Below are 24,038 nucleotides of genomic sequence, written 5' to 3' on the forward strand. Positions count from 1 at the left end.
AACCGTTCAGTTGCCGCGCTCGGCGCCGCCGTTGACCTGGACGACCTGCGAGGTGACGTGTCCGGCGCCGGGTGAGGCGAGCCAGTGCAGGGTGGCGGCGACGTCCCCGGGCGTACCGGCCCGCCCGGTGAGGGTGTCGCCGATGAGCCGCTCACGCCGGGCGGGGTCGATGGCGTCCCCGAAGAAACCGGTGTCCTCGACGTACCCGGGCGCGACGACGTTCACGGTGATCCCGCGCGCACCGAGTTCCCGGGCCAGGTCATGGGCGTACGGATGCAACGCGGCCTTGGCGCCCGCGTACGCCCCGCTCCCCGACCCCCGGTAGGCGGCGATCGAGCTGACGAACAGCACCCGCCCGCCCGGCGAGGCGAGCCGGTCCTTCAGCGCCTCGGTGAGAAGGGCGGCGGAGAGAGTGTTGATCCGGAAGTTCACGGTCCAGTTGTGCGCGACCCGGTCGAGCGGATCGTCACTCCCGGCCGACGGTTCGAGATGCCCGGCGCCCCCGGCACTGTGGACGATCACATCGACGGTCCCGAACTCCTTCGCCACGAACCGGGCGACCCCTCTGACCTCCTCGGGCTCGCTCAGATCCGCGGCATAGGTCAACGCCCCGGCCACCCCGGCCTTCTCCAGCACCTCTGCCCGCCGCCCGAGCAGCAGCACCTGGTCCCCGTCCGCGGCGAAGGCCCGCGCCGCCGCGAGCCCGATTCCCGTACCGCCACCGCTGATCACCACATTGCGTGCCATGATCCCGAGCGTAACCACGGGTGTCGGCGAAGGCCACGATGCTCTACGAGACCGCCGCGCACGAGTCATGGACGAGACGGCCGTGTACGAGACGGCCGCGCATGGGGCCGCCGCGGACGAAACCGCCGTTCACGAGAGCGCCGCGAACGCGGCGGGGTCACCTGAGGCTCCGGACGTCCAGATGCCGCAGCACCCGATCCACGATCTCCGGATCGGCACCCGGCTCACTGCGCGCCGCCACCACCTCGTGCCGAGCCGCGCTCAGCATCTCCCCCTGGATCCGCCGCACCCGCTTCAGCCTCCGCACCCGCTGCTCGTGCGCCTCGCGCCGCTCGTCCTCCCCCACGTCCGGACTGATCCGCACCCCGATGTCGAAGGCCCGCCGCAGCATCTGTTCGGACAGTTCCTCCGGCAGCTCCTCCTCGGCCTCGATCTCCCGCAGCCGCAGCTTCGCCGCCTTCGCGGCCCGCACCGCCAGCTCCTTCTCGAACTCCTTCTCCCGGTCGGTGTCCGACTGCACGTCGAGCCGTTTCACCAGCCACGGCAGGGTCAGCCCCTGAAGCACCAGCGTCGCCATGATCACGCCGAACGCGATGAAGATGATCTCGTCCCGGTCGGGAAAGGCTCCTCCGTCCTCGGTCTTCAGCGGAACCGCCAGCGCCAGCGCCACCGAGGCCACCCCACGCATCCCGGACCACCACATGACGACGGTCTCCCGCCAGCTCATCGGAATGTCCTCGTCGTGGTCCCGCCTGGCGTGCAGCCGCTTCGTCAGCCAGGTCGCCGGCATCAGCCACAACAGCCGTACGACGACGACCACGGCCACGATCACCGCCGCCCAGCCCAGCATCTCCCCCCACCGCCCGGACGCCGTCCGGATCGCGTTGTGCAGCTCCAGGCCGATCAGCCCGAACGCGACGCCCGTGACAAGGGTGTCGATGATGTCCCAGAAGGTGTGGCCGGCCAGCCGGGTCAGCACGTCGTCGGGGTCGGTGGCGTACTCGGCGAGGAACAGCGCGGTGGTCAGCACGGCCAAGACCCCGGACCCGTGGAACTCCTCCGCCAGCACGTACGAGGCGTACGGCACCAGGAGCGTCAGCCCGATCTGCAGCGTCGTGTCCCCGAGGACGTCCAGCAGCCTGTTCGCACCCCACCCGAGCGCGACACCCACCGCCACCGCCACCACGGCGGACAGCACCAGGTCCAGCCCCGCGCGCCACGGCGAGAAGTCGCCGCTCACGGCCGCGGCGATCGCGACGTGGTACAGCACGATGGCCGTCACGTCGTTGAACAGCCCCTCGCCCTCCAGGATGGACACCAGCCGGCGGGGCAGCCCGAGCTGTCCGGCCACGGCCGTGGCGGCGACGGGGTCGGGCGGCGCGACCAACGCCCCCAGCGCGACGGCCGCGGCGATCGGCAGCCCCGGCACGATCGCGTGGGCCACGGCCGCCACGCACACCGTCGTGACGAACACCAGCGCCACGGCGAGCAGGAGGATGGGCCGCACGTTCGCCGCGAACTGCCGCCAGGAGGTGCGCCGTACCGCCGCGTACAGCAGGGGCGGCAACAGCAGGGGCAGGATGAGGTCCGGCGGGATGTCCACGTTGGGCACGAAGTCGAGCACCGCGAGGACGATCCCGAGCAGCGTCATGAGCACCGGCGCGGGCAGCCCCAGCCGGTCCCCCACCGGGACGCTCACCACGGCCCCGAGCAACAGGACGAACAACAGGGCCAACTGATCCACGGTCGGGCTCCGGGTCTAGACGATCAAGAACATCCAGACATCCAGCGTCGCACGCCCACCGTGCGCTACAGCGAGCGCCGCATTGACCTGTGCGGAATCCCCGCCTCCAGATCCTCCGGCCCGTACGCCACGTACCCCAGCCGCTCGTAGAAGCCCAGCGCGTGCGACTGCGCGTGCAGGTCCACGGCCACGAGCCCGCGCGCGCGTGCCGCCTCCTCGATGGCCCGCACCAGCGCCACCCCGACGCCCAGCCCACGCGCCTCGCGCGTCACGGCGAGCCGCCCCAGCGAGCCCACCGACGGGTCGCCACCGGTCCTGGCCGCGGCAGCCTCGCCGGACAGCAGCCGCCCGGTCCCGAGCGGCACGCCGTCCTCCCGGATCGCCAGCACGTGCACGGCGTCGGCGTCGTACGCGTCGTACTCCAGGTCCTCGGGCACGCCCTGCTCGCCGACGAAGACCTCCTTGCGCACCGCGAAGCACGCCTCCCGGTCGGCGGGATCCTCGGCGACGCGCACCGTGTACGCCCGCGCGGTGCTCATCCGTAGGTCTCCTCGCGAACCTGGTCCAGGGCCTTGCGCAGATCCTCGGGGTAGTCGCTGGCGAACTCCGCCCACTCCCCGTCCCCGGGGTGCTCGAAGCCCAGCCGGACGGCGTGCAGCCACTGCCGGGTCAGGCCCAGCCGCTTGCCGAGCGTCGGGTCGGCGCCGTAGGTGAGGTCACCGACACAGGGGTGGCGGTGGGCGGCCATGTGGACGCGGATCTGGTGGGTGCGGCCCGTCTCCAGCTTCACGTCCAGCAGGGAGGCCGCGCGGAAGGCCTCGATGAGGTCGTAGTGCGTGACGGACGGCTTGCCCTCGGCCGTGACCGCCCACTTGTAGTCGTGCTGCGGGTGCCGGCCGATGGGCGCGTCGATCGTGCCGCTCGTCGGGTCCGGGTGGCCCTGGACGAGCGTGTGGTAGCGCTTGTCGACCGTGCGCTCCTTGAACTGGCGCTTCAGCGACGTGTACGCCCGCTCCGACTTGGCGACGACCATCAGACCGGACGTGCCGACGTCGAGGCGGTGCACGATGCCCTGACGCTCGGCGGCGCCGGATGTGGAGATGCGGTACCCGGCCGCGGCGAGCCCACCGATGACGGTCGGCCCGCTCCAGCCGGGCGACGGGTGCGCGGCCACGCCGACCGGCTTGACGATCACGACCACGTCCTCGTCGTCGTGCACGATCTCCATGCCCTCGACCGGCTCGGCGACGATCTGCACGGGCGCGGGCGCCTGCGGCATCTCGACCTCCAGCCAGGCCCCGCCGCTCACCCGCTCGGACTTCCCGACCACCGAGCCGTCGACCGAGACCTTCCCCGCCGCGGCGAGCTCGGCGGCTTTGGTACGGGAGAAGCCGAACATGCGGGAGATGGCGGCGTCGACGCGCTCGCCCTCCAGGCCGTCCGGCACGGGCAGGGTACGGATCTCGGGAATCGTGCTCACCCGTCGAGTATGCCGGACGCCTCCGACACCACCGTACGAAGCCTGTGGACAACCGCCCCGCGGACGGCCGGTCCTCGCCGCGGACGGTCAGTCCTTGTGGACGGTCCCGTCCGGGTCCAGCCCCTTGAAGGACAGCAGCACGATCAGGATGCCGCCGCACACGATCGCCGAGTCGGCGAGGTTGAAGACCGCGAAGTGCTTCGGTGCGATGAAGTCCACGACCGCGCCCTCGAAGACGCCCGGCGCGCGGAAGATCCGGTCGGTGAGGTTGCCCAGGGCGCCGCCCAGCAGCAGCCCCAGGGCGATCGCCCAGGGCAGGCTGTAGAGCTTGCGGGCGAGCCGGGCGATCACCACGATCACGGCCGTCGCGATCACCGTGAAGATGATGGTGAATGCCTCGCCGAAGCCGAAGGCCGCGCCCGCGTTGCGGATGGCCTCGAACTTCAGCCAGTCCCCGACGATCTCGATCGGCGCGTGATGCTCCAGCTTGGCGACCACGATCATCTTGCTGACCAGGTCGAGTGCGTACGCGAACGTGGCCACGGCGAAGAGCACGGCGATACGGCGCTTGCCCCTGGGCCGTGCCTCCGTGGCCCCGGAGGCCTCGGTGCTCTCCTGCTCGCCCCGGCCGGACGACTGCTCCGGCTCGGATCCCGCCTCGGGGGTGTCCGGCGTACCGATGACGCGCTCCGCCTCTGCCACGTGAGTCCCTCAACCTAGGTACCTGACTGAGGACGAGGGTACGGCACACCCCCCGGCAGCCAGGAGATCAGTACCGGCGCTCCTGCTTCTGCTTGCACTCGACGCACAGCGTGGCCCGCGGGAAGGCCTGCATCCGGGCCTTGCCGATGGCTTTGCCGCAGTTCTCGCACAGGCCGTAGGTGCCGGCGTCCAGCCGTTCCAGGGCGTGCTCGGTCTGGATCAGCATCTCGCGCGCGTTGGCGGCCAGCGCCAGTTCGTGCTCACGCGTGATGTTCTTGGTCCCGGTGTCCGCCTGGTCGTCGCCGGCGCCGTCCCCCGAGTCCCGCATCAGGCCCGCCAGGGCCGTCTCGGACGAGGCGAGCTCGGCTCGCAGCCGCGCCTGCTCCGACTGCAGGTCCGCTCGGGCCTCCTCGACCTCCTCCGGCGTCCACGGCTCCTCGCCGGGGCGCACCGCGAGTTCGCCCGGCTCCACCGCGGCGAGGCGTGCCTGGGGGACGGCGGTCTTCGCCGCCATGGCCGTACCCGGAGTCTTCTTCGCAACCACTGTCGTGGCTCCCGTCTGCTCCGCGGCCGAGGCCGCGCCCACCTTCTTGGCCGTGCTCTTCCTGCCCACACTCGTCGCAGCCACGCCTTCGGCGCCGCCGACCTTCTTGGCGGCCGTCTTCCTGGTGGCCTTCTTGGCGGCCACCTTCTTCGCAGTCGTCTTCTTCGCAGTCGTCTTCTGAGCGACCGCCTTCTTCGCAGTCGTCTTCGGAGCGACCGCCTTCTTCGCGGCCGCCTTCTCGGCCACCACGTTCTTCGCGGCCGCCTTCTTGGCCACCGTCTTCTTGGGCGCTGCCTTCTTCGTCCCGGCGGCGGACGACCGCACCGTGTTCACGGCCTTGACGTCCTTGGCCGCGCCGCCGGAGGCACTCGTGGACCTGCCGGACGCCGACTGCTGTACGGCGGTCTTCTTCGCCACCATGGCCGCGGCCCCTTCACATATTGTGATCTTGCACGCGAATCGTGCTGGGACGATAAATCGACCTGGAGCCCGCGGCAACGGGGCACACCGCCCGACTCGCCCGCCACGCGGCAAGCCTGCATGCGTTGTGCCCAGCTCCCCGCCGGGTAATCCGCCGAGTCGGGCATCCCGGAATACGAACACGCGTATCTCCACATTCGGCCACCATTCGGGGTATTCCTGACCCGTCCGCCCTCCGCGGCCGACGGCCCCGTAAACCGGTCGGCCGCTGTCGTCGTGGAGCCGTACACTGGGCGGAGCGAAAAGCGTGGATGGGGACGAGTAGCGGCGTACGCAGCCCAGAGCGACCCGGGGACGGTGGAAGCCCGGGGGCGAGCGCGACGTGAAGATCACCCCGGAGCCGCCGGAAGAACGCCTTGGACTGTGGGCTCCGCCCACGGGCCGTAGCGGGTTGGTAGAACCGGCATCGCGACCCCAATGAGGGGGCTCCCCGGCGCGTAGGGCGCACCGGAGGGCCAAGGAGGGTGGTACCGCGGGAGCGCGCCGCACACGGCGTAGACAGGCAAGAAGGCTCTCGTCCCTCCGACGGAAGGCAGTACGTCCGCCGGAGGAAGATCGATGACGCAGTACCGCCAGGTGCCCGCCCAGGTCGACCTGCCCGCCCTCGAGCACGCGGTGCTCGACTTCTGGCGCGAGCAGAAGATCTTTACCAAGAGCCTGGAGCAGTCCGAGGGCCGCCCCGAGTGGGTGTTCTACGAGGGCCCGCCCACCGCCAACGGCATGCCCGGCGCCCACCACATCGAGGCACGCGTCTTCAAGGACGTCTTCCCCCGCTTCCGCACCATGCGCGGCTACCACGTGGCCCGCAAGGCCGGCTGGGACTGCCACGGCCTCCCGGTGGAGCTGGCGGTCGAGAAGGAGCTCGGCTTCAGCGGCAAGAAGGACATCAAGGAGTACGGCATCGCCGACTTCAACGCCAAGTGCCGCGAGTCCGTGCTCCGCCACACCGACGCCTTCTCCGAGCTGACGACCCGCATGGGCTACTGGGTCGACCTCGACGACGCGTACGTCACGATGGACCCCGAGTACATCGAGTCGGTCTGGTGGTCGCTCAAGGAGATCTTCAACAAGGGCCTGCTGGTCCAGGACCACCGCGTCGCCCCCTGGTGCCCGCGCTGCGGCACCGGCCTCTCGGACCACGAGCTGGCGCAGGGCTACGAGACGGTCGTCGACCCCTCCGTGTACGTCCGTTTCCCCCTCACCTCCGGTCCGCTCGCCGGCCAGGCCGCCCTCCTGGTGTGGACGACGACCCCCTGGACGCTGGTCTCCAACACGGCCGTGGCCGCGCACCCCGACGTGACCTACGTCGTCGCGACCGACGGCGAGGAGAACCTCGTCGTCGCCGAGCCGCTGCTCGCCAAGGCACTCGGCGAGGGCTGGGAGACCACCGGCCAGTCCTTCACCGGCGCCGAAATGGAGCGCTGGTCCTACCAACGTCCGTTCGAGCTCGTGGAGTTCCCGGCCGACGTGGAGACGCACTACGTCGTCAACGCCGATTACGTCACCACCGAGGACGGCACGGGCCTGGTCCACCAGTCCCCCGCCTTCGGTGAGGACGACCTCAAGGTCTGCCGCTCCTACGGTCTGCCGGTGGTGAACCCGGTCCGCCCGGACGGCACCTTCGAGGAGTCCGTCCCCATGGTCGGCGGCATCTTCTTCAAGAAGGCGGACGAAAAGCTCACCGAGGACCTCCAGCAGCGCGGCCTCCTCTTCAAGCACATCCCGTACGAGCACAGCTACCCGCACTGCTGGCGCTGCCACACCGCGCTCATCTACTACGCGCAGCCGTCCTGGTACATCCGCACGACGGCCGTCAAGGACCGCCTCCTCCAGGAGAACGAGAAGACCAACTGGTTCCCGGACACGGTCAAGCACGGCCGTTTCGGCGACTGGCTGAACAACAACATCGACTGGGCGCTGTCCCGCAGCCGCTACTGGGGCACCCCGCTGCCGATCTGGCGCTGCGAGGACGACCACCTCACGGTCGTCGGTTCCCGCGCGGAGCTCACCGAACTGACCGGCACCGACCAGTCGGAGCTGGACCCGCACCGCCCGTTCATCGACGCGGTCACCTTCGCGTGCCCCCACGACGACTGCGGGCGGACGGCCACGCGCGTGCCGGAGGTCATCGACGCCTGGTACGACTCGGGTTCGATGCCGTTCGCGCAGTGGGGCTACCCGTACAAGAACAAGGACCTGTTCGAGTCCCGCTACCCGGCCCAGTTCATCTCCGAGGCCATCGACCAGACCCGCGGCTGGTTCTACACGCTGATGGCGGTCGGCACGCTGGTCTTCGACAAGTCCTCGTACGAGAACGTCGTCTGCCTGGGCCACATCCTCGCCGAGGACGGCCGCAAGATGTCCAAGCACCTGGGCAACATCCTGCAGCCGATCCCGCTGATGGACCAGCACGGCGCCGACGCGGTGCGCTGGTTCATGGCGGCCGGCGGCTCCCCGTGGGCGGCCCGCCGGGTGGGCCACAGCACCATCCAGGAGGTCGTCCGCAAGACGCTCCTGACGTACTGGAACACGGTCGCCTTCCAGGCCCTGTACGCCCGCACGTCCGACTGGGCGCCCAGCGAGGCCGACCCGGCACCGGCGGACCGGCCCGTCCTGGACCGCTGGCTGCTGTCCGAACTCCACGCCCTCACCGACCAGGTGACGCAGGCTCTGGAGGCGTACGACACCCAGCGCGCCGGCAAACTGCTCTCGGCGTTCGTCGACGACCTGTCCAACTGGTACGTCCGCCGTTCCCGACGCCGCTTCTGGCAGGGCGACAAGGCCGCTCTGCGCACGCTGCACGAGGTCGTCGAGACGGTCACGAAGCTGATGGCCCCGCTGACGCCGTTCATCACCGAGCGGGTCTGGCAGGACCTGATCGTGCCGGTCACCCCGGGCGCCCCGGAGTCCGTCCACCTTTCCTCCTGGCCGCAGGCGGACCTCTCCGCGATCGACCCGGAGCTGTCGAAGCAGATGGTCCTGGTCCGCCGCCTGGTGGAGCTGGGCCGCGCCACGCGCGCGGAGTCGGGCGTCAAGACCCGCCAGCCGCTGCAGCGCGCGCTCATCGCGGCCACCGGCTTCGACGCCCTCTCCCCCGAGCTGCACATGCAGATCACGGAGGAGCTGAACGTCGAGTCCCTGGCGTCGCTGAGCGAGGTCGGCGGCTCCCTGGTCGACACCACCGCCAAGGCCAACTTCCGGGCGCTGGGCAAGCGGTTCGGCAAGCGCGTCCAGGACGTCGCCAAGGCCGTCGCGAACGCCGACGCGGCCGCGCTGTCCCTCGCCCTGCGTGAGGGCACGGCGTCCGTGGAGGTCGACGGCGAGACGATCACCCTCGCCCCCGACGAGGTGATCATCACGGAGACCCCACGCGAGGGCTGGTCGGTCGCCTCCGACTCCGGTGCCACGGTCGCCCTCGACCTGGAGATCACCGAGGAGCTGCGACGCGCGGGCCTGGCCCGCGACGCGATCCGCCTGATCCAGGAGGCCCGTAAGAACAGTGGCCTCGACGTCGCCGACCGCATCGCGCTGCGCTGGACGGCGACGGACCCGGCCACCGTCGACGCCCTGGACGGCCACTCCGCCCTGATCGCCGACGAGGTCCTGGCCACGGACTTCGCCCAGGGCGAGGCGGACGACGCCTACGGCGCCCCGTTCACCGACGAGGGCCTGACGCTGACGTTCCGCCTGCGCAAGGCGTAGAGGCACAAGGCGTCGTGCTACGAGGGCCCGGCTCCCCCGAGGGGGCCGGGCCCTCCGGCATGTCCGACCGACGGAGTCCCCGACGGACCGACACCGCCGTGATCGCTGTCAACACGCGTAAAAAGGGCGGGACCCCGGATCGAAATCCGGGGTCCCGCCCTTTGAACGCCGCCGACGCCTAAGGCGTACTACTGGCCGTCAGTTGTCATCCTCGTCGATGAGGAAGCCGCGCATCGGCGAGGGAGCCTGGCCCATCGGGGAGGGGCCCTGCGGCCGCACCGGCGCCATCGGCTGGGTCATCGCCGGAGACATCTGCTGCTGACCGCCGTAGGACGGAGCGGCCTGGCTCGGGGCGCCCATGCCCGGGTTGCCGCCGTAGGACGGGGCGCTCGCGCCGGCCGGAGCCATCGAGGGCGCCGGGGACGGCGGCAGCGAGGCCGTGGCCGGGGTGCGCGGCGGGGCGAGGGAGTCGTCCGCCTGGGTCTCCAGCTGGCGCAGCTGGGACTCGAGGTAGGACTTCAGGCGCGTACGGTACTCGCGCTCGAAGCCACGCAGGTCCTCGACCTTGCGCTCCAACGTCGCGCGGGCGGACTCCAGGGAGCCCATGGCGACGCGGTGCTTCTCCTGCGCGTCCCGCTCCAGGGCGTCGGCCTTGGCACGGGCGTCACGCTCGAGACCCTCGGCACGCGAACGCGCCTCGCCGACGATCTTGTTGGCCTCGGAACGGGCCTCGGCGATCGCCTGGTCGGCGGTCTGCTGAGCCAGCGAGAGGACACGGGCGGCGCTGTCGCCACCGGGGCCCTGACCGGGGCCGCCCATCGGACCGCCCATGGGGCCGCCCATCGGACCACCCATCTGCTGCTGCATGGGGGGCTGGCCGCCCATGGGACCCTGACCCATGGGGCCCTGGCCCATCGGACCCTGACCCATCGGGCCGGGACCCTGCGGACCACCCTGACCACCGCCGGGACCGGCGGGCAGCTGCGGGGCACCGCTCGGCAGCTGGGGCGGGCCACCCATGGGGCCACCCATCTGCTGCTGCGGCGGGCCCGATATTCCGGCGGGCACCGGGCCGCCGGGACCTCGCATGCCCTGCTGCGGCATCCCCTGCGGAGGCATCCCCTGCTGGGGCATGCCCTGCTGCTGCATACCGCCCTGCATGCCGCCTTGCTGCATGCCGCCTTGCTGCATGCCGCCCTGCTGCTGCATGCCGCCCTGCTGCTGGTCCTGCTCCGGAGGCTTGCGCATGTTCTGCTGGTTCTGGGCAGCAGCACGCGTGGCCGCGGCCAGTTTGGCGCGCAGGTCCTCGTTCTCCCTTAGCAGGCGGGTCAGTTCGGCTTCGACCTCGTCGAGGAAGGCATCGACCTCGTCCTCGTCATAGCCTTCTCGGAGGCGGACGGTCGTGAACTGCTTGTTCCGCACGTCCTCGGGGGTCAACGGCATCTCTTCACCTCAACGTAGTCGTCGGCATCGGCAAGACGGTAGTTCACATCGCTCACAGCCGGCTCACGATCGAGATCAGGATGTAGACGATGATCATCAGTACGAAGAAGGACAGGTCGAGCGCCACGCCCCCGAGACGCAACGGCGGGATGACCCGCCGCAGAAGCTTGAGCGGTGGATCGGTGACAGTGTAGGTGGCCTCCAGAACGACCACCATCGCCTTGCCGGGCTGCCATGAGCGGGCGAACTGGAAGACGTAGTCCATGACCAACCGGAAGATGAGCACGATGAGGAAGACCATCAGCGCGATGTAGACGACATCCAGGACCACGCTCATGTTCGGTGCTTCCCTCTCCCCTGCTCCGTACGGCTCTGTACTGCTTTTCCGGTCTTGCGTCTCAGCTCTGGTTGAAGAACCCGCCCTCTGCGATGCGGGCCTTGTCCTCCGCCGTGACATCGACGTTAGCAGGCGACAACAGGAACACCTTCTGCGTCACCCGCTCGATGCTGCCGTGAAGACCAAACACCAAACCGGCCGCAAAGTCGACAAGTCGCTTCGCGTCTGTGTCATCCATCTCAGTCAGATTCATGATCACCGGGGTGCCCTCACGGAAGTGTTCCCCGATGGTACGGGCCTCGTTGTAGGTCCGGGGGTGAAGTGTGGTGATCCGGTACGGCTCTCGTTCCGACACGACCTTGGGCATGATCACCGGTGCGTTCTTCTCCAGGGACTGACGTTCTTGTGTGATGGATGCCACGGGCGCGATGCGCGCCGGACGCCCGGATTCCGCGGCGAGCGAAGCGGATCGGGCCACCGGTTCACGCGGCGCGGGCGGCTGCACGATTCGCACCTCTTCGTCCCTTTGGGACTGGTGTGCACCGTGGGACTGATGTGCCGGCTCGTGCCGCCGGTGGTCCCGCTCGGGCTCAGGGTCGAGCTCGGGTTCGAAGTCGTCGTCGGGGTCGAAACCCCGGCCGTCGTACCCATCGTCCTCCACGAGGCCGAGGTAGACCGCCATCTTGCGCATCGCGCCGGCCATGCTCTGAGTCCTCCGCTCTGTGGTGGATCGACTTTCGACTGCCAAGTCCCGCGATCCACGTGGCCCTTACACCCGCCTTCGGCGGCAATGACCATATTTTCTGCTGTGGTCCGACTTCCTGGCGACGTTACCCGAGCCTGGGGCGGACTCCGAGTACCGCAGTGCCGACGCGTACATGTGTCGCTCCGGCCGCCACGGCCTCCTCGAGGTCCGCACTCATCCCTGCCGACACCATGTTCGCAGCCGGATGGGCTCGGCGCAGGTCAGTCGACAAATCCATCAACCGGCCGAACGCCGCCCGTTGGCGCCCCGCGTACTTCCCGGTCAGGGGTGCGACCGTCATCAGGCCGTCGAGCCGCAGCCCCGGGGAGCCGGCGACCAGAGCGGCCAACTCCTCGATGCCGCCGGGGGCCACGCCGCCCCGCTCACCCCGCTCGCTCAGCCCGGCGTCGAGGGCCACCTGGATCAGGCAGCCCACCGCGCGCCCGGCCCGCACGGCCTCCTTCGACAGTGCCGTCACCAGCCTGGCCCGGTCGACCGACTGCACCACATCCGCGTAACCGACCACGGATCGCACCTTGTTGGTCTGCAACTGACCGACGAAGTGCCACTGAAGCGGCAGGTCGGAGCAGTCGGCCGCCTTGGGCGCCGCGTCCTGGTCCTTGTTCTCGGCGACATGGCGCACACCGAGTTCCGACAGGATCCGCACGTCGCTCGCCGGGTAGGTCTTGGTGACCACGATCAGGGTCACCTCCTCCCGCTTGCGACCGGCGGCCGCGCACGCGGCGGCGATGCGCTCCTCCACCTTCGCCAGGTTTCCGGCGAGTTCGTCCTTACGGTCTGCCATGCCCATCAGTCCAGCCAGACATATCCCGCGAGTCGCCCTGTGGAGCGGTCGCGTCGATATGAGAAGTGATCCTTCGACTCCCGTGTGCACACCGGCGACGGCTCCCGGTCGTGCACCCCGAGCCGGTCGAGCTGCGCGTGCACCCCGGCGGTCACGTCGACCGCGGGAGTGCCCCAGCTCGTCTCGGCGTGTGCGGCCGGCTCGACGGCGGTCACCTCGGCGCGCATCGCCTCCGGCACCTCGTAGCACCGGCCGCAGACGGCGGGTCCGGTGCGGGCGACGATCCGGGAGGGGTCGGCGCCGAGCGACTCCATCGCGTCGATCGCGGCGGGCACGATCCCCTTGACCATGCCGGGGCGCCCGGCGTGGGCCGCGGCCACCACTCCGGCGACCGGGTCGGCGAGCAGCACCGGCACGCAGTCGGCGGTCAGCACGGCGAGGGCGAGTCCGCGCGTCGCGGTCACCAGGCCGTCGACCGGCGGGGTGTGCGAGGTGGTCCACGGCCCCTCGACCTCGGCGACGTCGTTGCCGTGCACCTGGTTCATCCAGACCACCCGGCCGGGGTCGAGCCCCAGCGACTTGGCGGCCAGCTCGCGGTTGGTTCGTACGGCCTCGGGGTCGTCGCCGACCGCTCCGCCGAGGTTGAGCTCCTCATACGGAGCGGCGCTCACCCCGCCCCACCGGTCGGTGAAGACGAAGTGCGCGCCGCTCACGCTCTCGCGCTGTCCTATCACTTCAGGAAGTCCGGTACGTCCAGTTCCTCGGCCGCGCTGTCCGAGTAGGTCCGCGACGACGGCACCGGCGGGGCGACCGGAAGGTCGGCCACCGGCTCGGGCGCCGGCTCCGGCTCCTCCTTCGGCGTCACGCTGCCGAGCGAGCCGAAGGACGGGCGGCTCTCGGGCTGCCGTACCGGAGTGGGCTCGTCGCGGCGGGCCGAGGCCGAGGACGAACCCATGACGGTCTCCCGGCGGGCCGGGGGCTGCCCCCCGTCGAAGCCGGCCGCGATGACCGTGACCCGGACCTCGTCGCCGAGCGCGTCGTCGATGACCGCGCCGAAGATGATGTTGGCCTCCGGGTGGGCCGCCTCGCTGACCAGCTGGGCGGCCTCGTTGATCTCGAACAGGCCGAGGTCGGAGCCGCCGGAGATGGAGAGCAGGACGCCCCGGGCGCCGTCGATGGAGGCCTCCAGGAGCGGCGAGGAGATCGCCATCTCGGCGGCGGCCACCGCGCGGTCGTCGCCGCGGGCCGAGCCGATGCCCATGAGGGCCGAGCCGGCCTCGGACATGACCGACTTGACGTCGGCGAAGTCGAGGTTGATCAGACCGGGGGTGGTGATCAGGTCGGTGATGCCCTGGACACCGGAGAGCAGGACCTGGTCGGCCGACTTGAAGGCGTCCAGGACCGAGACCTGGCGGTCCGAGATGGACAGCAGTCGGTCGTTGGGGATGACGATGAGGGTGTCGACCTCTTCCCGGAGTTCGGCGATGCCGTCCTCGGCCTGGTTGGCGCGGCGCCGGCCCTCGAAGGTGAACGGGCGGGTGACCACGCCGATGGTGAGGGCGCCCAGGGAGCGGGCGATGTTGGCCACGACGGGCGCGCCGCCGGTGCCGGTGCCTCCGCCTTCACCGGCCGTCACGAAGACCATGTCGGCCCCCTTGAGGACCTCCTCGATCTCCTCGCGGTGGTCCTCTGCGGCCTTACGGCCGACGGCCGGGTTGGCGCCGGCGCCGAGTCCGCGGGTCAGTTCGCGGCCGACGTCGAGCTTGACGTCGGCGTCGCTCATCAACAGCGCCTGCGCGTCGGTGTTGATGGCGATGAACTCGACGCCCTTGAGACCGACCTCGATCATCCGGTTGATGGCATTGACACCACCGCCGCCGACACCGATGACTTTGATGACTGCGAGGTAGTTCTGCGGTGCTGCCACGTCGAAGGCCTCTCGCCTCGAGTTACGTGTCGCCGCCTCGCGTGGTCGCGCGATCCGACGACTGATGCCGAATGGGACGGTCCGTTTCCCCGACCCGAACCCTAACGCTGAAGTTTAGGGTTACCAGTGTGTCTGTTCCTTGGAGTCTTCCGAACAGGACACTAAGTCGACAAGTGGCGCCCGTTCAACGAACACGCCGAACCTCCCGTTTTTCTTTTCACCCTATGTGATCAGCCGTGTCACTGCCCAACCAGGGTGCTGGCCTGCGCGGATGTGCGTCAACTCCCTGATGACGCAGGGGCGGTGGGAGCGCTGACATCGAAGTGCCGTGCGGTCGGGGCGGCTTTCATGAGAGCGGTGAGTGCGCGACTCTTCGCGGCACCCTTCTCGGAGCTGCCCCACGCGACCGTGCGGCCGTCGCTCAACTCCAGCGAGATGTCGTCGTAGGAACGGACCTTGACCAGCCGGGTGTCCCGCGCGACGGCGGCGGGAAGGGAGCCGGCGGCCTTCACCGCCTCCCGCACCAGCCGGCCCTCGCCGAAGCGGCGCAGGCTCGCGGCGGCCGAACGCGAGGAGGAAACGGTCACTTCCAGAAGCGGAAGACCTTTCGGCGCCTCGGAAACCGTGGCGAAACGGACGCCTTCGTCGTCCACTTCCACGAAGTTCGACCCCTTTTGGACGAGCAGAACCGGCGTACGCTCGGTCACCTTCAGGCCGATCCCATGGGGCCACGAACGGACCACGTCAACCGAGTCGATTCGGGGCAGTTCCGCCCGGAGTCGGGCCTCGATCGCATCCGTGTCGACGGAAATCAACGGCGATCCGACCGGTACGTCGGCGGCTTCGCGCACCTGTTGCGGTGTCAGCACGTTCGTACCGGAGACCGTGACGCGCTCCACCCGCAGCCACCGCGAGCCGTACAGCACCCAGGCGGTGCCCGCACCGAGGAGCACGACGACCAACGCGAGAACGATGATCATACGAAGCCGGCGTGGCCCCAACCGCCGGACGAGAGGCGGGCCGGACGACTCCCGCTGGCGTGCCCCGCGCTCGGCGGTGGCGGATCCGGCCACGCGTACTCCCCTTCCTGGCTCGGTTCACCTCCGGGCGCCGCAGCCGGCGTCGAGAGGTCGACCGTGCTCAGCCCCTCGGGCCTCCGCTCGCTCGACCTCTCCACACCGCCACACCCCTTCGGCTCACGCGCCGATGCGTTTCCTAACGGTGCGCGCGGCCGGCGGCGATCGCCTCGTACACCATGCCGACGAGCAGTTCGTCGGCGTCCCGGCGGCCGAACTCACTTGCGGCGCGGGACATCTCGTACAGCCGGTGCGGGTCGGCGAGGACGGGCAGGACGGTCTCCCGGACCCACTCGGGGGTCAGATCCGCGTCGTCGACCAGCAGCCCGCCGCCCGCCTTGACCACCGGCTGGGCGTTCAGCCGCTGTTCGCCGTTGCCGATGGGCAGCGGAACGTAGGCGGCCGGGAGCCCGACGGCGGAGAGTTCGGCGACGGTCATCGCGCCCGCGCGGCAGAGCATCATGTCGGCCGCGGCGTACGCGAGGTCCATCCGGTCCACGTACGGTACCGGGACATAGGGGGGCATTCCCGGCATCTGCTGTACATGCGGCAGTTCGTTCTTCGGGCCGACCGCGTGCAGGATCTGGATACCGGCCTGCTGGAGCCAGGGCGCGACCTGCTGGACGACCTCGTTGAGGCGGCGCGCGCCCTGCGAGCCGCCGGAGACCAGCAGCGTGGGCAGGTTCGGGTCGAGCCCGAACATGTGCCGGGCCTCGGGGCGCATGGCGGCGCGGTCCAGGGTGGCGATGGAGCGGCGCAGCGGGATGCCGATGTAGCGGGCGTCCCGGAGCTTGCTGTCGGGCGTGGAGACGGCGACCCGGGCCGCGTAGCGCGAGCCGATCTTGTTGGCCAGTCCGGGCCGGGCGTTGGCCTCGTGGACCACGATCGGCACACCCAGGCGCTTGGCGGCGAGGTAGCCGGGCAGGGCCACGTAACCGCCGAAGCCGACGACACAGTCCGCCTTGGTGCGCTCCAGAATCTGCTCGGCGGCCTTGATCGTGCCGCGCAGCCGGCCCGGGACGGTGATCAGCTCGGGGGTGGGCTTGCGCGGCAGCGGCACGGCGGGGATCAGCGCGAGCTCGTACCCCCGCTGCGGAACGAGCGTGGTCTCCAGGCCGCGCTCCGTGCCCAGGGCCGTGATCCCCACACTGGGGTCCTGCCTGCGCAGGGCGTCCGCGAGGGCGAGCGCGGGCTCGATGTGGCCGGCGGTCCCCCCACCAGCGAGTACGACATGCACCGAAATTCACCGCTCTCCGGACGGGCGCGCCGCCGAGGCACGCCGTCGCATCGTGTTCCATCTCCGGGGGCTCCGGTCGAACGTGGAGCCCCCCGCCCCCCGCTTTCTACCAAAACGGGGGTGTCGCATCGCAAGCGCCGCCCGCGCAGCGGGCTCGTCGCGTGCGAAGGCGATCAGCAGCCCGATGGCGAACATGGTCGGCAGCAGGGCGGAACCCCCGTAGGAGAACAGCGGGAGCGGGACGCCGGCGATCGGCAGCAGGCCGAGCACCGCACCGATGTTGATCACCGCCTGAGCGGTGATCCAGGTGGTCACGCCTCCCGCGGCATACCTCACGAAGGGGTCCTCCGTGCGTCCGGCCACGCGGATACCCGCATAGCCTAGAGCCGCGAAGAGGGCGAGTACCGACAGCGTCCCCGCGAGGCCCAGTTCCTCACCGGTGACGGCGAAGATGAAGTCGGTGTGCGCTTCGGGAAGTTGGCCCCATTTCTCCACACTCGCACCGAGCCCCGAGCCGAAGATCCCGCCGGAGGCCAGGGCGTAGATCCCGTGCACGGCCTGCCAGCAGGCGTCGCCCGGACCGGGGTCGGTGGCGCCGATGCACTGCAGCCGGGCCATGCGGTTCGGGCTGGTCCTGATGAGGATCACACCGAGGGTGGCGGCGATCGACAGGACCCCGACGAAGAGCCGCGTGGGCGCCCCCGCCAGCCACAACAGACCGAACAGGATCGCCGTGAGGATGATCGCCGTGCCCATGTCCCCGCCGAGCATGATCAGCCCGAGCAGCAGGAACGCGGCCGGTACGAGCGGCACGAGCATGTGCTTCCACTGCGTGAGCAGCCTCTTGTCCTGTTTGCGGGCGAGCAGGTCGGCGCCCCACAGCACCAGCGCGAGCTTGCCGAACTCGCTGGGCTGGATCTGGAAGGAACCGCCGAGCGAGATCCAGTTCTGGTTGCCGTTGACCGACAGCCCTATCCCCGGCACCTGCACCAGCACCATCAGGAAGACGGCCCCGGCGAGGATCGGGTAGGCCAGCGCCCGGTGCAGCTTCACCGGCATCCGGGAGGCGACCAGCAGCAGGACGGCCCCGATGGTGGCGGCCAGGAACTGTTTGCGGAAGAAGAACGATCCGGGCAACGACATCTGCAGCGCGGTGATCTGGGAGGCCGAGTAGACCATCACGAGGCCCAGCACGGTGATCAGCAGGCTGCCGCCGAAGATCAGGTAGTAGGCGGTCAGCGGCCGGTCCCAGGCCTTCTGCGCACGCGTGTACAGCCGACGCAGGGGGTTGTCGCGGCGCGGCCGGGAGGCGGCGGGTCCGCGGGCGGTCCGCTGTACGGGCGGACGCCCGGTACGGCTACCTGGCATCCGCTGCTCCGCTGCACGCGGCGCGACCGCTGTACCCGGTGTCTGCGCCGTACGTCGGCCGTGACGGTCCCACGCGTCCCTCCCAAGGTCGCCCGGCAGGCGGCCGGGTCAGGTTCCGAGTTCGCCAACCGCCTGAGCGAACGCGTCACCGCGCTGGTTGTAGTTGACGAACATGTCCATGGAGGCGCAGGCCGGGGCGAGGAGCACCGTGTCGCCTTCGACGGCGAGGCGCCGGGCCTCCTGGACAGCCGCGAGCATCGCCCCAGTGTCGGTCCGGTCGAGGTCGACGACGGGTACTTCCGGGGCGTGTCGCGTCAGGGCTTCATGGATCAGGGCGCGATCGGCGCCGATGAGCACGACCGCGCGAAGTCGCTTTGCCGACTTGGCGACCAGCTCGTCGAAGGTCGCGCCCTTGGCGAGCCCGCCCGCGATCCAGACGATCGACTCGTAGGCCGCCAACGAGGCTTCCGCCGCATGCGTGTTGGTCGCCTTGGAGTCGTCGATGTACGCGACGCCGTCCACGTCCGCCACGAGGGCGATGCGGTGGGCGTCCGGGGTGAAGGCCCGCAGGCCGTCCCGTACGGCCTGGGGGGGCACCCCGAAGGCGCGGGCGAGGGCCGCCGCGGCAAGGGCGTTGGCGATGTTGTGCGGGGCGGGCGGGTTGACGTCGGAGACCTCGGCGAGCTCCTGGGCGTTCTCCTGCCGGTTCTCGACGAAGGCGCGGTCGACCAGGATGCCGTCCACGACGCCGAGTTGGGACGGCGCCGGCGCGGCGAGGGTGAAGCCGATGGCCCGGCAGCCCTCCTCGACGTCCGCCTCGCGCACCAGGTCCTCGGTGGCCTTGTCGGCGACGTTGTAGACGCAGGCGACCCGATTGCCCTCGTAGATACGGCCCTTGTCCTTGGCGTACGCCTCCATGGAGCCGTGCCAGTCGAGGTGGTCGGGGGCGAGGTTGAGGACGGCCGCCGAGTGGGCACGCAGGGAGGGCGCCCAGTGCAGCTGGTAGCTGGAGAGCTCCACGGCGAGGACGTCGTAGTGTTCCTCGCCGAGGACGGCGTCCAGCAGCGAGACGCCGATGTTGCCGACCGCCGCCGTGCGCAGGCCGGCCGCCTTCAGGATCGACGCCAGCATCTGCGTGGTGGTCGTCTTGCCGTTGGTGCCGGTGACGCACAGCCAGGGGGCTGCTTCTCGTCCGTCCAGTCCCCTGAGCCGCCAGGCGAGTTCGACGTCGCCCCAGACCGGCACCCCGGCCCGGTGTGCCGCCGTGAACAGCGGCTTGTCGGGCTTCCAGCCGGGTGCGGTGACGATGAGTTCGGTGCCCTCGGGCAGGGTCGCCCCGTCACCGAGGCGCACGGTGACGCCCAGGGCCCGAAGCTCGGCGGCCTGCTCACGCGCGCGTGCGTCGTCGCCGTCGTTGACGACCGTGACCTTCGCGCCGAGCCCGTGCAGCACCTTGGCCGCCGGGATGCCGGAGACGCCGAGCCCGGCGACGGTGACGTTCTTCCCCTGCCAGTCGGTCACTTGTCTGCTGCCCATCCCGCGTAGAAGAGGCCCAGTCCGACGATCACACAGATGCCCTGGATGATCCAGAAGCGGACCACCACAAGGACCTCGGACCAGCCCTTGAGTTCGAAGTGGTGCTGGAGTGGCGCCATCCGGAAGACGCGCTTGCCGGTGAGCTTGAAGGAGCCGACCTGGATGACCACCGACATGGTGATCAGGACGAACAGGCCGCCGAGGAGGGCGATCAGCAGCTCGGTGCGGGAGCAGATCGCGAGACCCGCGAGCACACCGCCGAGTGCCAGCGAACCGGTGTCGCCCATGAAGATCTTGGCCGGCGACGTGTTCCACCACAGGAAGCCGAGGCAGGCGCCCATCAGCGCGGAGGCGATGACCGCGAGGTCCAACGGGTCGCGCACCTCGTAACAGGCGCTGGGGTTGGTCAGGGTCTCGCCGTTGGCGCAGGACTCCTGGAACTGCCAGACGCCGATGAACGTGTACGCGCCGAAGACGAGGACGGAGGCGCCGGTGGCGAGGCCGTCCAGACCGTCCGTCAGGTTCACGCCGTTGGACATCGCGAGGATCATGAACAGCGCCCAGACCACGAACAGCACGGGGCCGATCGTCCAGCCGAAGTCCGTGATGAACGACAGCTTGGTGGAGGCCGGGGTGTTGCCGCGCGAGTCGGAGAACTGCAGCGAGAGCACCGCGAAGGCGATACCGACGATCAGCTGGCCGGCCATCTTCGCCTTGGCCCGCAGACCCAGCGAACGCCGCTTGACGATCTTGATGTAGTCGTCGAGGAAACCGACCAGGCCCATGCCGCACATCAGGCCCAGCACCAGCAGACCGGAGTAGGTCGGCGGCTTGCCCGTGATCACCTTGGACAGGAAGTACGCGGCGACCGTCGCGAAGATGAAGGCGATACCGCCCATGGTCGGCGTACCGCGCTTGCTGGCGTGCTCGCGCGGGCCGTCGTCGCGGATGTACTGGCCGTAGCCCTTGCGCGCCAGCAGCTTGATCAGCAGCGGCGTACCGACCAGCGTCAGGAAGAGGCCGATCACACCCGCGAACAGGATCTGATTCATCATCGGGCGGCGACCTCACCCTCGGCGCCGGTCGCGAGCAGCGCCTGCGCGACACTCTCGAGGCCGACCGAACGGGACGCCTTCACGAGCACGACGTCCCCCGGGCGCAACTCGCTGCGCAACAGGTCGACCGCCGCCTGTGCGTCGGACACGTGCACCGACTCCTCACCCCACGAACCCTCGTTATATGCGCCCAGTTGCAGCCAGGCGGCTTCCCTGCCCCCGACCGCGACGAGCTTGCCGACATTGAGCCGGACGGCGAGCCGTCCGACCGCGTCGTGCTCGGCGAGCGCCTCGTCCCCGAGCTCGGCCATCTTGCCGAGCACCGCCCAGGTCCGCCGCCCCTTGCCCATGGCCGCCAGCGCGCGCAGAGCGGCTCGCATGGACTCGGGGTTCGCGTTGTAGGCGTCGTTGACGATCGTCACGCCGTCCGGGCGCTCGGTGACCTCCATCCGCCAGCGGGAGAGGGAGCCCGCCTCGGAGAGTGCGGTGGCGATCTCTTCCACGGACATGCCCAGCTCATGGGCGACGGCGGCCGCGGCGAGCGCGTTCGACACGTGGTGCTCACCGTACAGGCGCATGGTCACATCGCTGCACCCGGAGGGTGTGTGAAGGCTGAAGGCGGGCTGTCCGCTGTCCGTGAGTCGCACGTTCTCGGCGCGTACGTCCGCTTCGTCGGACTCTCCGAAAAGGACCACCTTCGCCTGTGTACGGGAGGCCATGGCCCGTACCAACGGGTCGTCGGCGTTAAGGATCGCGGCGCCGCCCTCACTCGCCGGCGGCAGGCTCTCGACGAGCTCACCCTTTGCCTGTGCGATCTGTTCGCGGCCGCCGAACTCGCCGATGTGGGCGGTGCCGACGTTCAGGACGAGGCCGATCTTCGGGGGCGTCAGATCGGTGAGGTAGCGGATGTGGCCGATGCCGCGGGCGCCCATCTCCAGCACGAGGAACTTCGTCTCCTCGGTGGCCGACAGAGCGGTCAGCGGCAGCCCGATCTCGTTGTTGAGAGAGCCGGGTGTGAAGACGGTCGGCGCCTTGCGCCGGAGCACCTGGGCGACGAGGTCCTTGGTGCTGGTCTTGCCGGCCGAGCCGGTGAGCGCGACGAGGGTCGTGCCGAGCTTGTGCACGACGTGCCGCGCGAGGGCGCCGAGCGCCGCCTGGACGTCGTCCACGACGATCGCGGGGACGCCGACGGGCCGCGAGGCCAGTACGGCCGCCGCTCCCGCCTCGACGACCGCGGCCGCGTAGTCGTGGCCGTCCACGCGTTCGCCGACGAAGGCGACGAAGAGGCTGCCGGGCCCCACCTCGCGGGAGTCCCGGACGACCGGTCCGGTGACCTGCACGGACGGATCCGGTATGTCGTGCGTCTGCCCGCCGACGACTGCTGCGATCTCGGCGAGGGAGAGGGCGATCACAAGTTCATCCCTGGGTCTGCTGGATAGCTTCGCGAAGCACCTGGCGGTCGTCGAATGGACGGACGACGCCGGCGATGTCCTGGCCCTGCTCATGGCCCTTGCCCGCGACCAGCACGGTGTCCCCGGCGTGCGCGCGGGCGACGACCGCGGAGATAGCCGCGGCCCGGTCCTCGAACAGGAGGACCTCGCCGCGCTCGTGCGCGGGCACGGACGCCGCGCCCTCGAGCATGGTCGCGAGGATCGCGAGGGGGTCCTCGGAGCGGGGGTTGTCGGAGGTCAGTACGGCGGTGTCGGCGAACCGGGCGACGGCGGCGCCCATCGGGGCGCGCTTGGTGCGGTCCCGGTCACCGCCGCAGCCGAGGACGACGTGGAGCCGGCCCTTGGTGACCTTGCGCAGCGCTTTCAGGACCGACTCGACGGCGTCCGTCTTGTGGGCGTAGTCGACGACCGCGAGGTAGGCCTGTCCGGCGTCCACCCGCTCCAGGCGGCCCGGCACGCCCGGCACGGCGGCGATGCCGTCGGCGGCGGTCTGCGGGGCGATCCCGGCGGCCGCGAGGGAGACGATCGCGGCGAGGGTGTTGGCCACGTTGAAGGAGCCCGGCAGCGGCGACCTGGCCGCGACCCGCACGCCTTCGGGGCCGACGACGGTGAAAGTCGAGTCCATCGGGCCGGTCTCGACGTCCACGGCGCGCCAGTCGGCGTCCGGGTCGCCCTCGGCGGAGAAGGTGACGACGGGGACCTCGGCCTCCTGGACCAGCCGGCGGCCGTACTCGTCGTCGAAGTTGACCACGCCGAGTTTGCTGCGTTTCCGGGTGAACAGCTGCGCCTTGGCCCCGAAGTAGTCCTCCATGTCGGAGTGGAACTCCATGTGCTCCGGGCTGAGGTTGGTGAAGACGGCGATGTCGAAGACGCAACCGTCGACCCGGCCGAGGACCAGGGCATGGCTGGAGACCTCCATGGCGACGGCCTCGACACCGCGCTCGCGCATGACGGCGAACAGGGCCTGGAGGTCGGTGGCTTCGGGAGTGGTGCGCTCGGACTTGATGCGCTCCTCGCCGATGCGCATCTCGACGGTGCCGATGAGCCCGGGGGATCGGACGGACTTCAGGCCGCCCTCGACGAGGTAGGCGGTGGTGGTCTTGCCGGAGGTGCCGGTGATGCCGATCTGCAGCAGACCGCGGCCGGGGTGGCCGTAGATCGTGGCCGCCAGTTCGCCCATCCGTCCGCGCGGGTCGTCGACCACCAGGACCGGCAGCCCGGTCGCGGCGGCGCGCTCGGCGCCGGTGGGGTCGGTCAGGACGGCGACCGCGCCGAGGCCCGCGGCCTGCGTGACGAAGTCGGCGCCGTGCAGGCGGGCGCCCGGGAGGGCGGCGTACAGGTCGCCGGGGCGGACCGCGCGCGAGTCGTGGGTGATGCCCGTGACCTCGGCGGCGCTCTCCGGCTGCTCGGCACCCAGCTGATCGGCGAGCTCCGCGAGGGGTGTGGCGGAGACCTGGGCCGGCCTGGGCGGTCCCGGATATGTCACGGAAGCGCCCTTCTGGGTGGTTTGGGACTGATCAGCGTGTGGCACGGCGGTGAGCGTACCGGGCGCACCGCCCTGCGGGCGAAGCGAGGGCGCGGAGGGCGCCGCGGGCGGTGCCTGGTTCCCGGGGTCGGGAGTGATCATGGTCACGGGTTGGTTCCTGGCTTGTTCGGCGC

General features: G+C 70.3%; 20 protein-coding genes. 1 reads left to right on the forward strand and 19 read right to left on the reverse strand.

The window, feature by feature from the left end; genetic code table 11:
• Window positions 1-6 precede the first annotated feature (6 nt).
• The 6 genes from OG289_RS14560 to OG289_RS14585 form a co-directional block, all read right to left on the reverse strand.
• On the reverse strand, window positions 7-747 hold the full coding sequence (locus OG289_RS14560; protein WP_327314428.1) for an SDR family NAD(P)-dependent oxidoreductase: 741 nt from the start codon (window positions 745-747) through the stop codon (window positions 7-9).
• A gap of 157 nt (window positions 748-904) precedes the next feature.
• Window positions 905-2,491 (reverse strand): Na+/H+ antiporter, encoded by a 1,587-nt coding sequence (locus OG289_RS14565; protein WP_327314429.1) that lies wholly within the window; start codon window positions 2,489-2,491, stop codon window positions 905-907.
• Window positions 2,492-2,556: 65 nt separating this feature from the next.
• Window positions 2,557-3,030 (reverse strand): GNAT family N-acetyltransferase, encoded by a 474-nt coding sequence (locus OG289_RS14570; protein ID WP_327314430.1) that lies wholly within the window; start codon window positions 3,028-3,030, stop codon window positions 2,557-2,559.
• Window positions 3,027-3,971: an RluA family pseudouridine synthase gene (locus OG289_RS14575; protein WP_079662926.1), complete on the reverse strand. Its 945-nt coding sequence runs from the start codon at window positions 3,969-3,971 to the stop codon at window positions 3,027-3,029. Before OG289_RS14575 ends, OG289_RS14570 begins: the two co-directional genes overlap by 4 nt.
• An 87-nt stretch (window positions 3,972-4,058) precedes the next feature.
• Window positions 4,059-4,673: a signal peptidase II gene (gene lspA, locus OG289_RS14580; RefSeq protein WP_327314431.1), complete on the reverse strand. Its 615-nt coding sequence runs from the start codon at window positions 4,671-4,673 to the stop codon at window positions 4,059-4,061.
• A 67-nt stretch (window positions 4,674-4,740) separates the two neighbouring features.
• Entirely contained in the window at window positions 4,741-5,637 is an 897-nt protein-coding gene (locus tag OG289_RS14585) for a TraR/DksA family transcriptional regulator (protein ID WP_327314432.1), read from the reverse strand.
• A gap of 618 nt (window positions 5,638-6,255) precedes the next feature.
• Here OG289_RS14585 and ileS point away from each other — a divergent pair.
• On the forward strand, window positions 6,256-9,399 hold the full coding sequence (gene ileS, locus OG289_RS14590; RefSeq protein ID WP_327314433.1) for an isoleucine--tRNA ligase: 3,144 nt from the start codon (window positions 6,256-6,258) through the stop codon (window positions 9,397-9,399).
• Between the two features lie 198 nt (window positions 9,400-9,597).
• Here the strand turns inward: ileS and OG289_RS14595 are convergent, their stop codons facing one another.
• The 13 genes from OG289_RS14595 to OG289_RS14655 form a co-directional block, all read right to left on the reverse strand.
• Entirely contained in the window at window positions 9,598-10,842 is a 1,245-nt protein-coding gene (locus OG289_RS14595; protein ID WP_327314434.1) for a DivIVA domain-containing protein, read from the reverse strand.
• 52 nt (window positions 10,843-10,894) lie between these two features.
• On the reverse strand, window positions 10,895-11,179 hold the full coding sequence (locus tag OG289_RS14600) for a YggT family protein (protein WP_020129925.1): 285 nt from the start codon (window positions 11,177-11,179) through the stop codon (window positions 10,895-10,897).
• A gap of 61 nt (window positions 11,180-11,240) precedes the next feature.
• Complete coding sequence (locus OG289_RS14605) at window positions 11,241-11,882, reverse strand: cell division protein SepF (RefSeq protein ID WP_079662921.1); 642 nt, start codon at window positions 11,880-11,882, stop codon at window positions 11,241-11,243.
• 127 nt (window positions 11,883-12,009) lie between these two features.
• A complete protein-coding gene (locus OG289_RS14610) occupies window positions 12,010-12,729 on the reverse strand; it encodes a YggS family pyridoxal phosphate-dependent enzyme (protein WP_327314435.1) in 720 nt (239 codons plus the stop codon).
• 5 nt (window positions 12,730-12,734) lie between these two features.
• Window positions 12,735-13,463, reverse strand: a complete 729-nt coding sequence (pgeF, locus tag OG289_RS14615; RefSeq protein WP_327314436.1) for a peptidoglycan editing factor PgeF — start codon at window positions 13,461-13,463, stop codon at window positions 12,735-12,737.
• Window positions 13,460-14,656 carry a cell division protein FtsZ gene (ftsZ, locus tag OG289_RS14620; protein WP_327314437.1) on the reverse strand — a complete coding sequence of 399 codons (1,197 nt, stop codon included), beginning with the start codon at window positions 14,654-14,656 and terminating at the stop codon, window positions 13,460-13,462. Before ftsZ ends, pgeF begins: the two co-directional genes overlap by 4 nt.
• 278 nt (window positions 14,657-14,934) lie before the next feature.
• The gene (locus OG289_RS14625; RefSeq protein WP_327314438.1) at window positions 14,935-15,729 is read right to left on the reverse strand and encodes a cell division protein FtsQ/DivIB; all 795 of its coding nucleotides are present in this window, start codon (window positions 15,727-15,729) and stop codon (window positions 14,935-14,937) included.
• Between the two features lie 142 nt (window positions 15,730-15,871).
• Window positions 15,872-16,969: an undecaprenyldiphospho-muramoylpentapeptide beta-N-acetylglucosaminyltransferase gene (gene murG / locus OG289_RS14630; protein WP_327314439.1), complete on the reverse strand. Its 1,098-nt coding sequence runs from the start codon at window positions 16,967-16,969 to the stop codon at window positions 15,872-15,874.
• Window positions 16,970-16,975: 6 nt separating this feature from the next.
• Window positions 16,976-18,337 (reverse strand): putative lipid II flippase FtsW, encoded by a 1,362-nt coding sequence (gene ftsW, locus OG289_RS14635; RefSeq protein WP_327314440.1) that lies wholly within the window; start codon window positions 18,335-18,337, stop codon window positions 16,976-16,978.
• A 108-nt stretch (window positions 18,338-18,445) separates the two neighbouring features.
• A complete protein-coding gene (murD, locus tag OG289_RS14640; RefSeq protein WP_327314441.1) occupies window positions 18,446-19,873 on the reverse strand; it encodes a UDP-N-acetylmuramoyl-L-alanine--D-glutamate ligase in 1,428 nt (475 codons plus the stop codon).
• On the reverse strand, window positions 19,855-20,928 hold the full coding sequence (gene mraY, locus OG289_RS14645; RefSeq protein ID WP_327314442.1) for a phospho-N-acetylmuramoyl-pentapeptide-transferase: 1,074 nt from the start codon (window positions 20,926-20,928) through the stop codon (window positions 19,855-19,857). Before mraY ends, murD begins: the two co-directional genes overlap by 19 nt.
• The gene (locus OG289_RS14650) at window positions 20,925-22,340 is read right to left on the reverse strand and encodes a UDP-N-acetylmuramoyl-tripeptide--D-alanyl-D-alanine ligase (protein WP_327314443.1); all 1,416 of its coding nucleotides are present in this window, start codon (window positions 22,338-22,340) and stop codon (window positions 20,925-20,927) included. Before OG289_RS14650 ends, mraY begins: the two co-directional genes overlap by 4 nt.
• Before the next feature lie 4 nt (window positions 22,341-22,344).
• Entirely contained in the window at window positions 22,345-24,012 is a 1,668-nt protein-coding gene (locus OG289_RS14655) for a UDP-N-acetylmuramoyl-L-alanyl-D-glutamate--2,6-diaminopimelate ligase (RefSeq protein WP_327314444.1), read from the reverse strand.
• Between the last annotated feature and the right edge of the window lie 26 nt (window positions 24,013-24,038).

The organism is Streptomyces sp. NBC_01235 (genome assembly GCF_035989285.1).
Classification (GTDB): domain Bacteria; phylum Actinomycetota; class Actinomycetes; order Streptomycetales; family Streptomycetaceae; genus Streptomyces.

What these genes read in the sequence shown, in the direction of transcription:
- OG289_RS14560 (WP_327314428.1), bottom strand. Translation starts at nt 747, where the DNA reads ATGGCACGCAATGTGGTGATCAGCGGTGGCGGTACGGGAATCGGGCTC.
- OG289_RS14570 (WP_327314430.1), bottom strand. Translation starts at nt 3,030, where the DNA reads ATGAGCACCGCGCGGGCGTACACGGTGCGCGTCGCCGAGGATCCCGCC.
- OG289_RS14585 (WP_327314432.1), bottom strand. Translation starts at nt 5,637, where the DNA reads ATGGTGGCGAAGAAGACCGCCGTACAGCAGTCGGCGTCCGGCAGGTCC.
- ileS (WP_327314433.1), top strand. Translation starts at nt 6,256, where the DNA reads ATGACGCAGTACCGCCAGGTGCCCGCCCAGGTCGACCTGCCCGCCCTC.
- OG289_RS14595 (WP_327314434.1), bottom strand. Translation starts at nt 10,842, where the DNA reads ATGCCGTTGACCCCCGAGGACGTGCGGAACAAGCAGTTCACGACCGTC.
- OG289_RS14600 (WP_020129925.1), bottom strand. Translation starts at nt 11,179, where the DNA reads ATGAGCGTGGTCCTGGATGTCGTCTACATCGCGCTGATGGTCTTCCTC.
- OG289_RS14605 (WP_079662921.1), bottom strand. Translation starts at nt 11,882, where the DNA reads ATGGCCGGCGCGATGCGCAAGATGGCGGTCTACCTCGGCCTCGTGGAG.
- OG289_RS14610 (WP_327314435.1), bottom strand. Translation starts at nt 12,729, where the DNA reads ATGGCAGACCGTAAGGACGAACTCGCCGGAAACCTGGCGAAGGTGGAG.
- ftsW (WP_327314440.1), bottom strand. Translation starts at nt 18,337, where the DNA reads ATGCCAGGTAGCCGTACCGGGCGTCCGCCCGTACAGCGGACCGCCCGC.
- murD (WP_327314441.1), bottom strand. Translation starts at nt 19,873, where the DNA reads ATGGGCAGCAGACAAGTGACCGACTGGCAGGGGAAGAACGTCACCGTC.
- mraY (WP_327314442.1), bottom strand. Translation starts at nt 20,928, where the DNA reads ATGATGAATCAGATCCTGTTCGCGGGTGTGATCGGCCTCTTCCTGACG.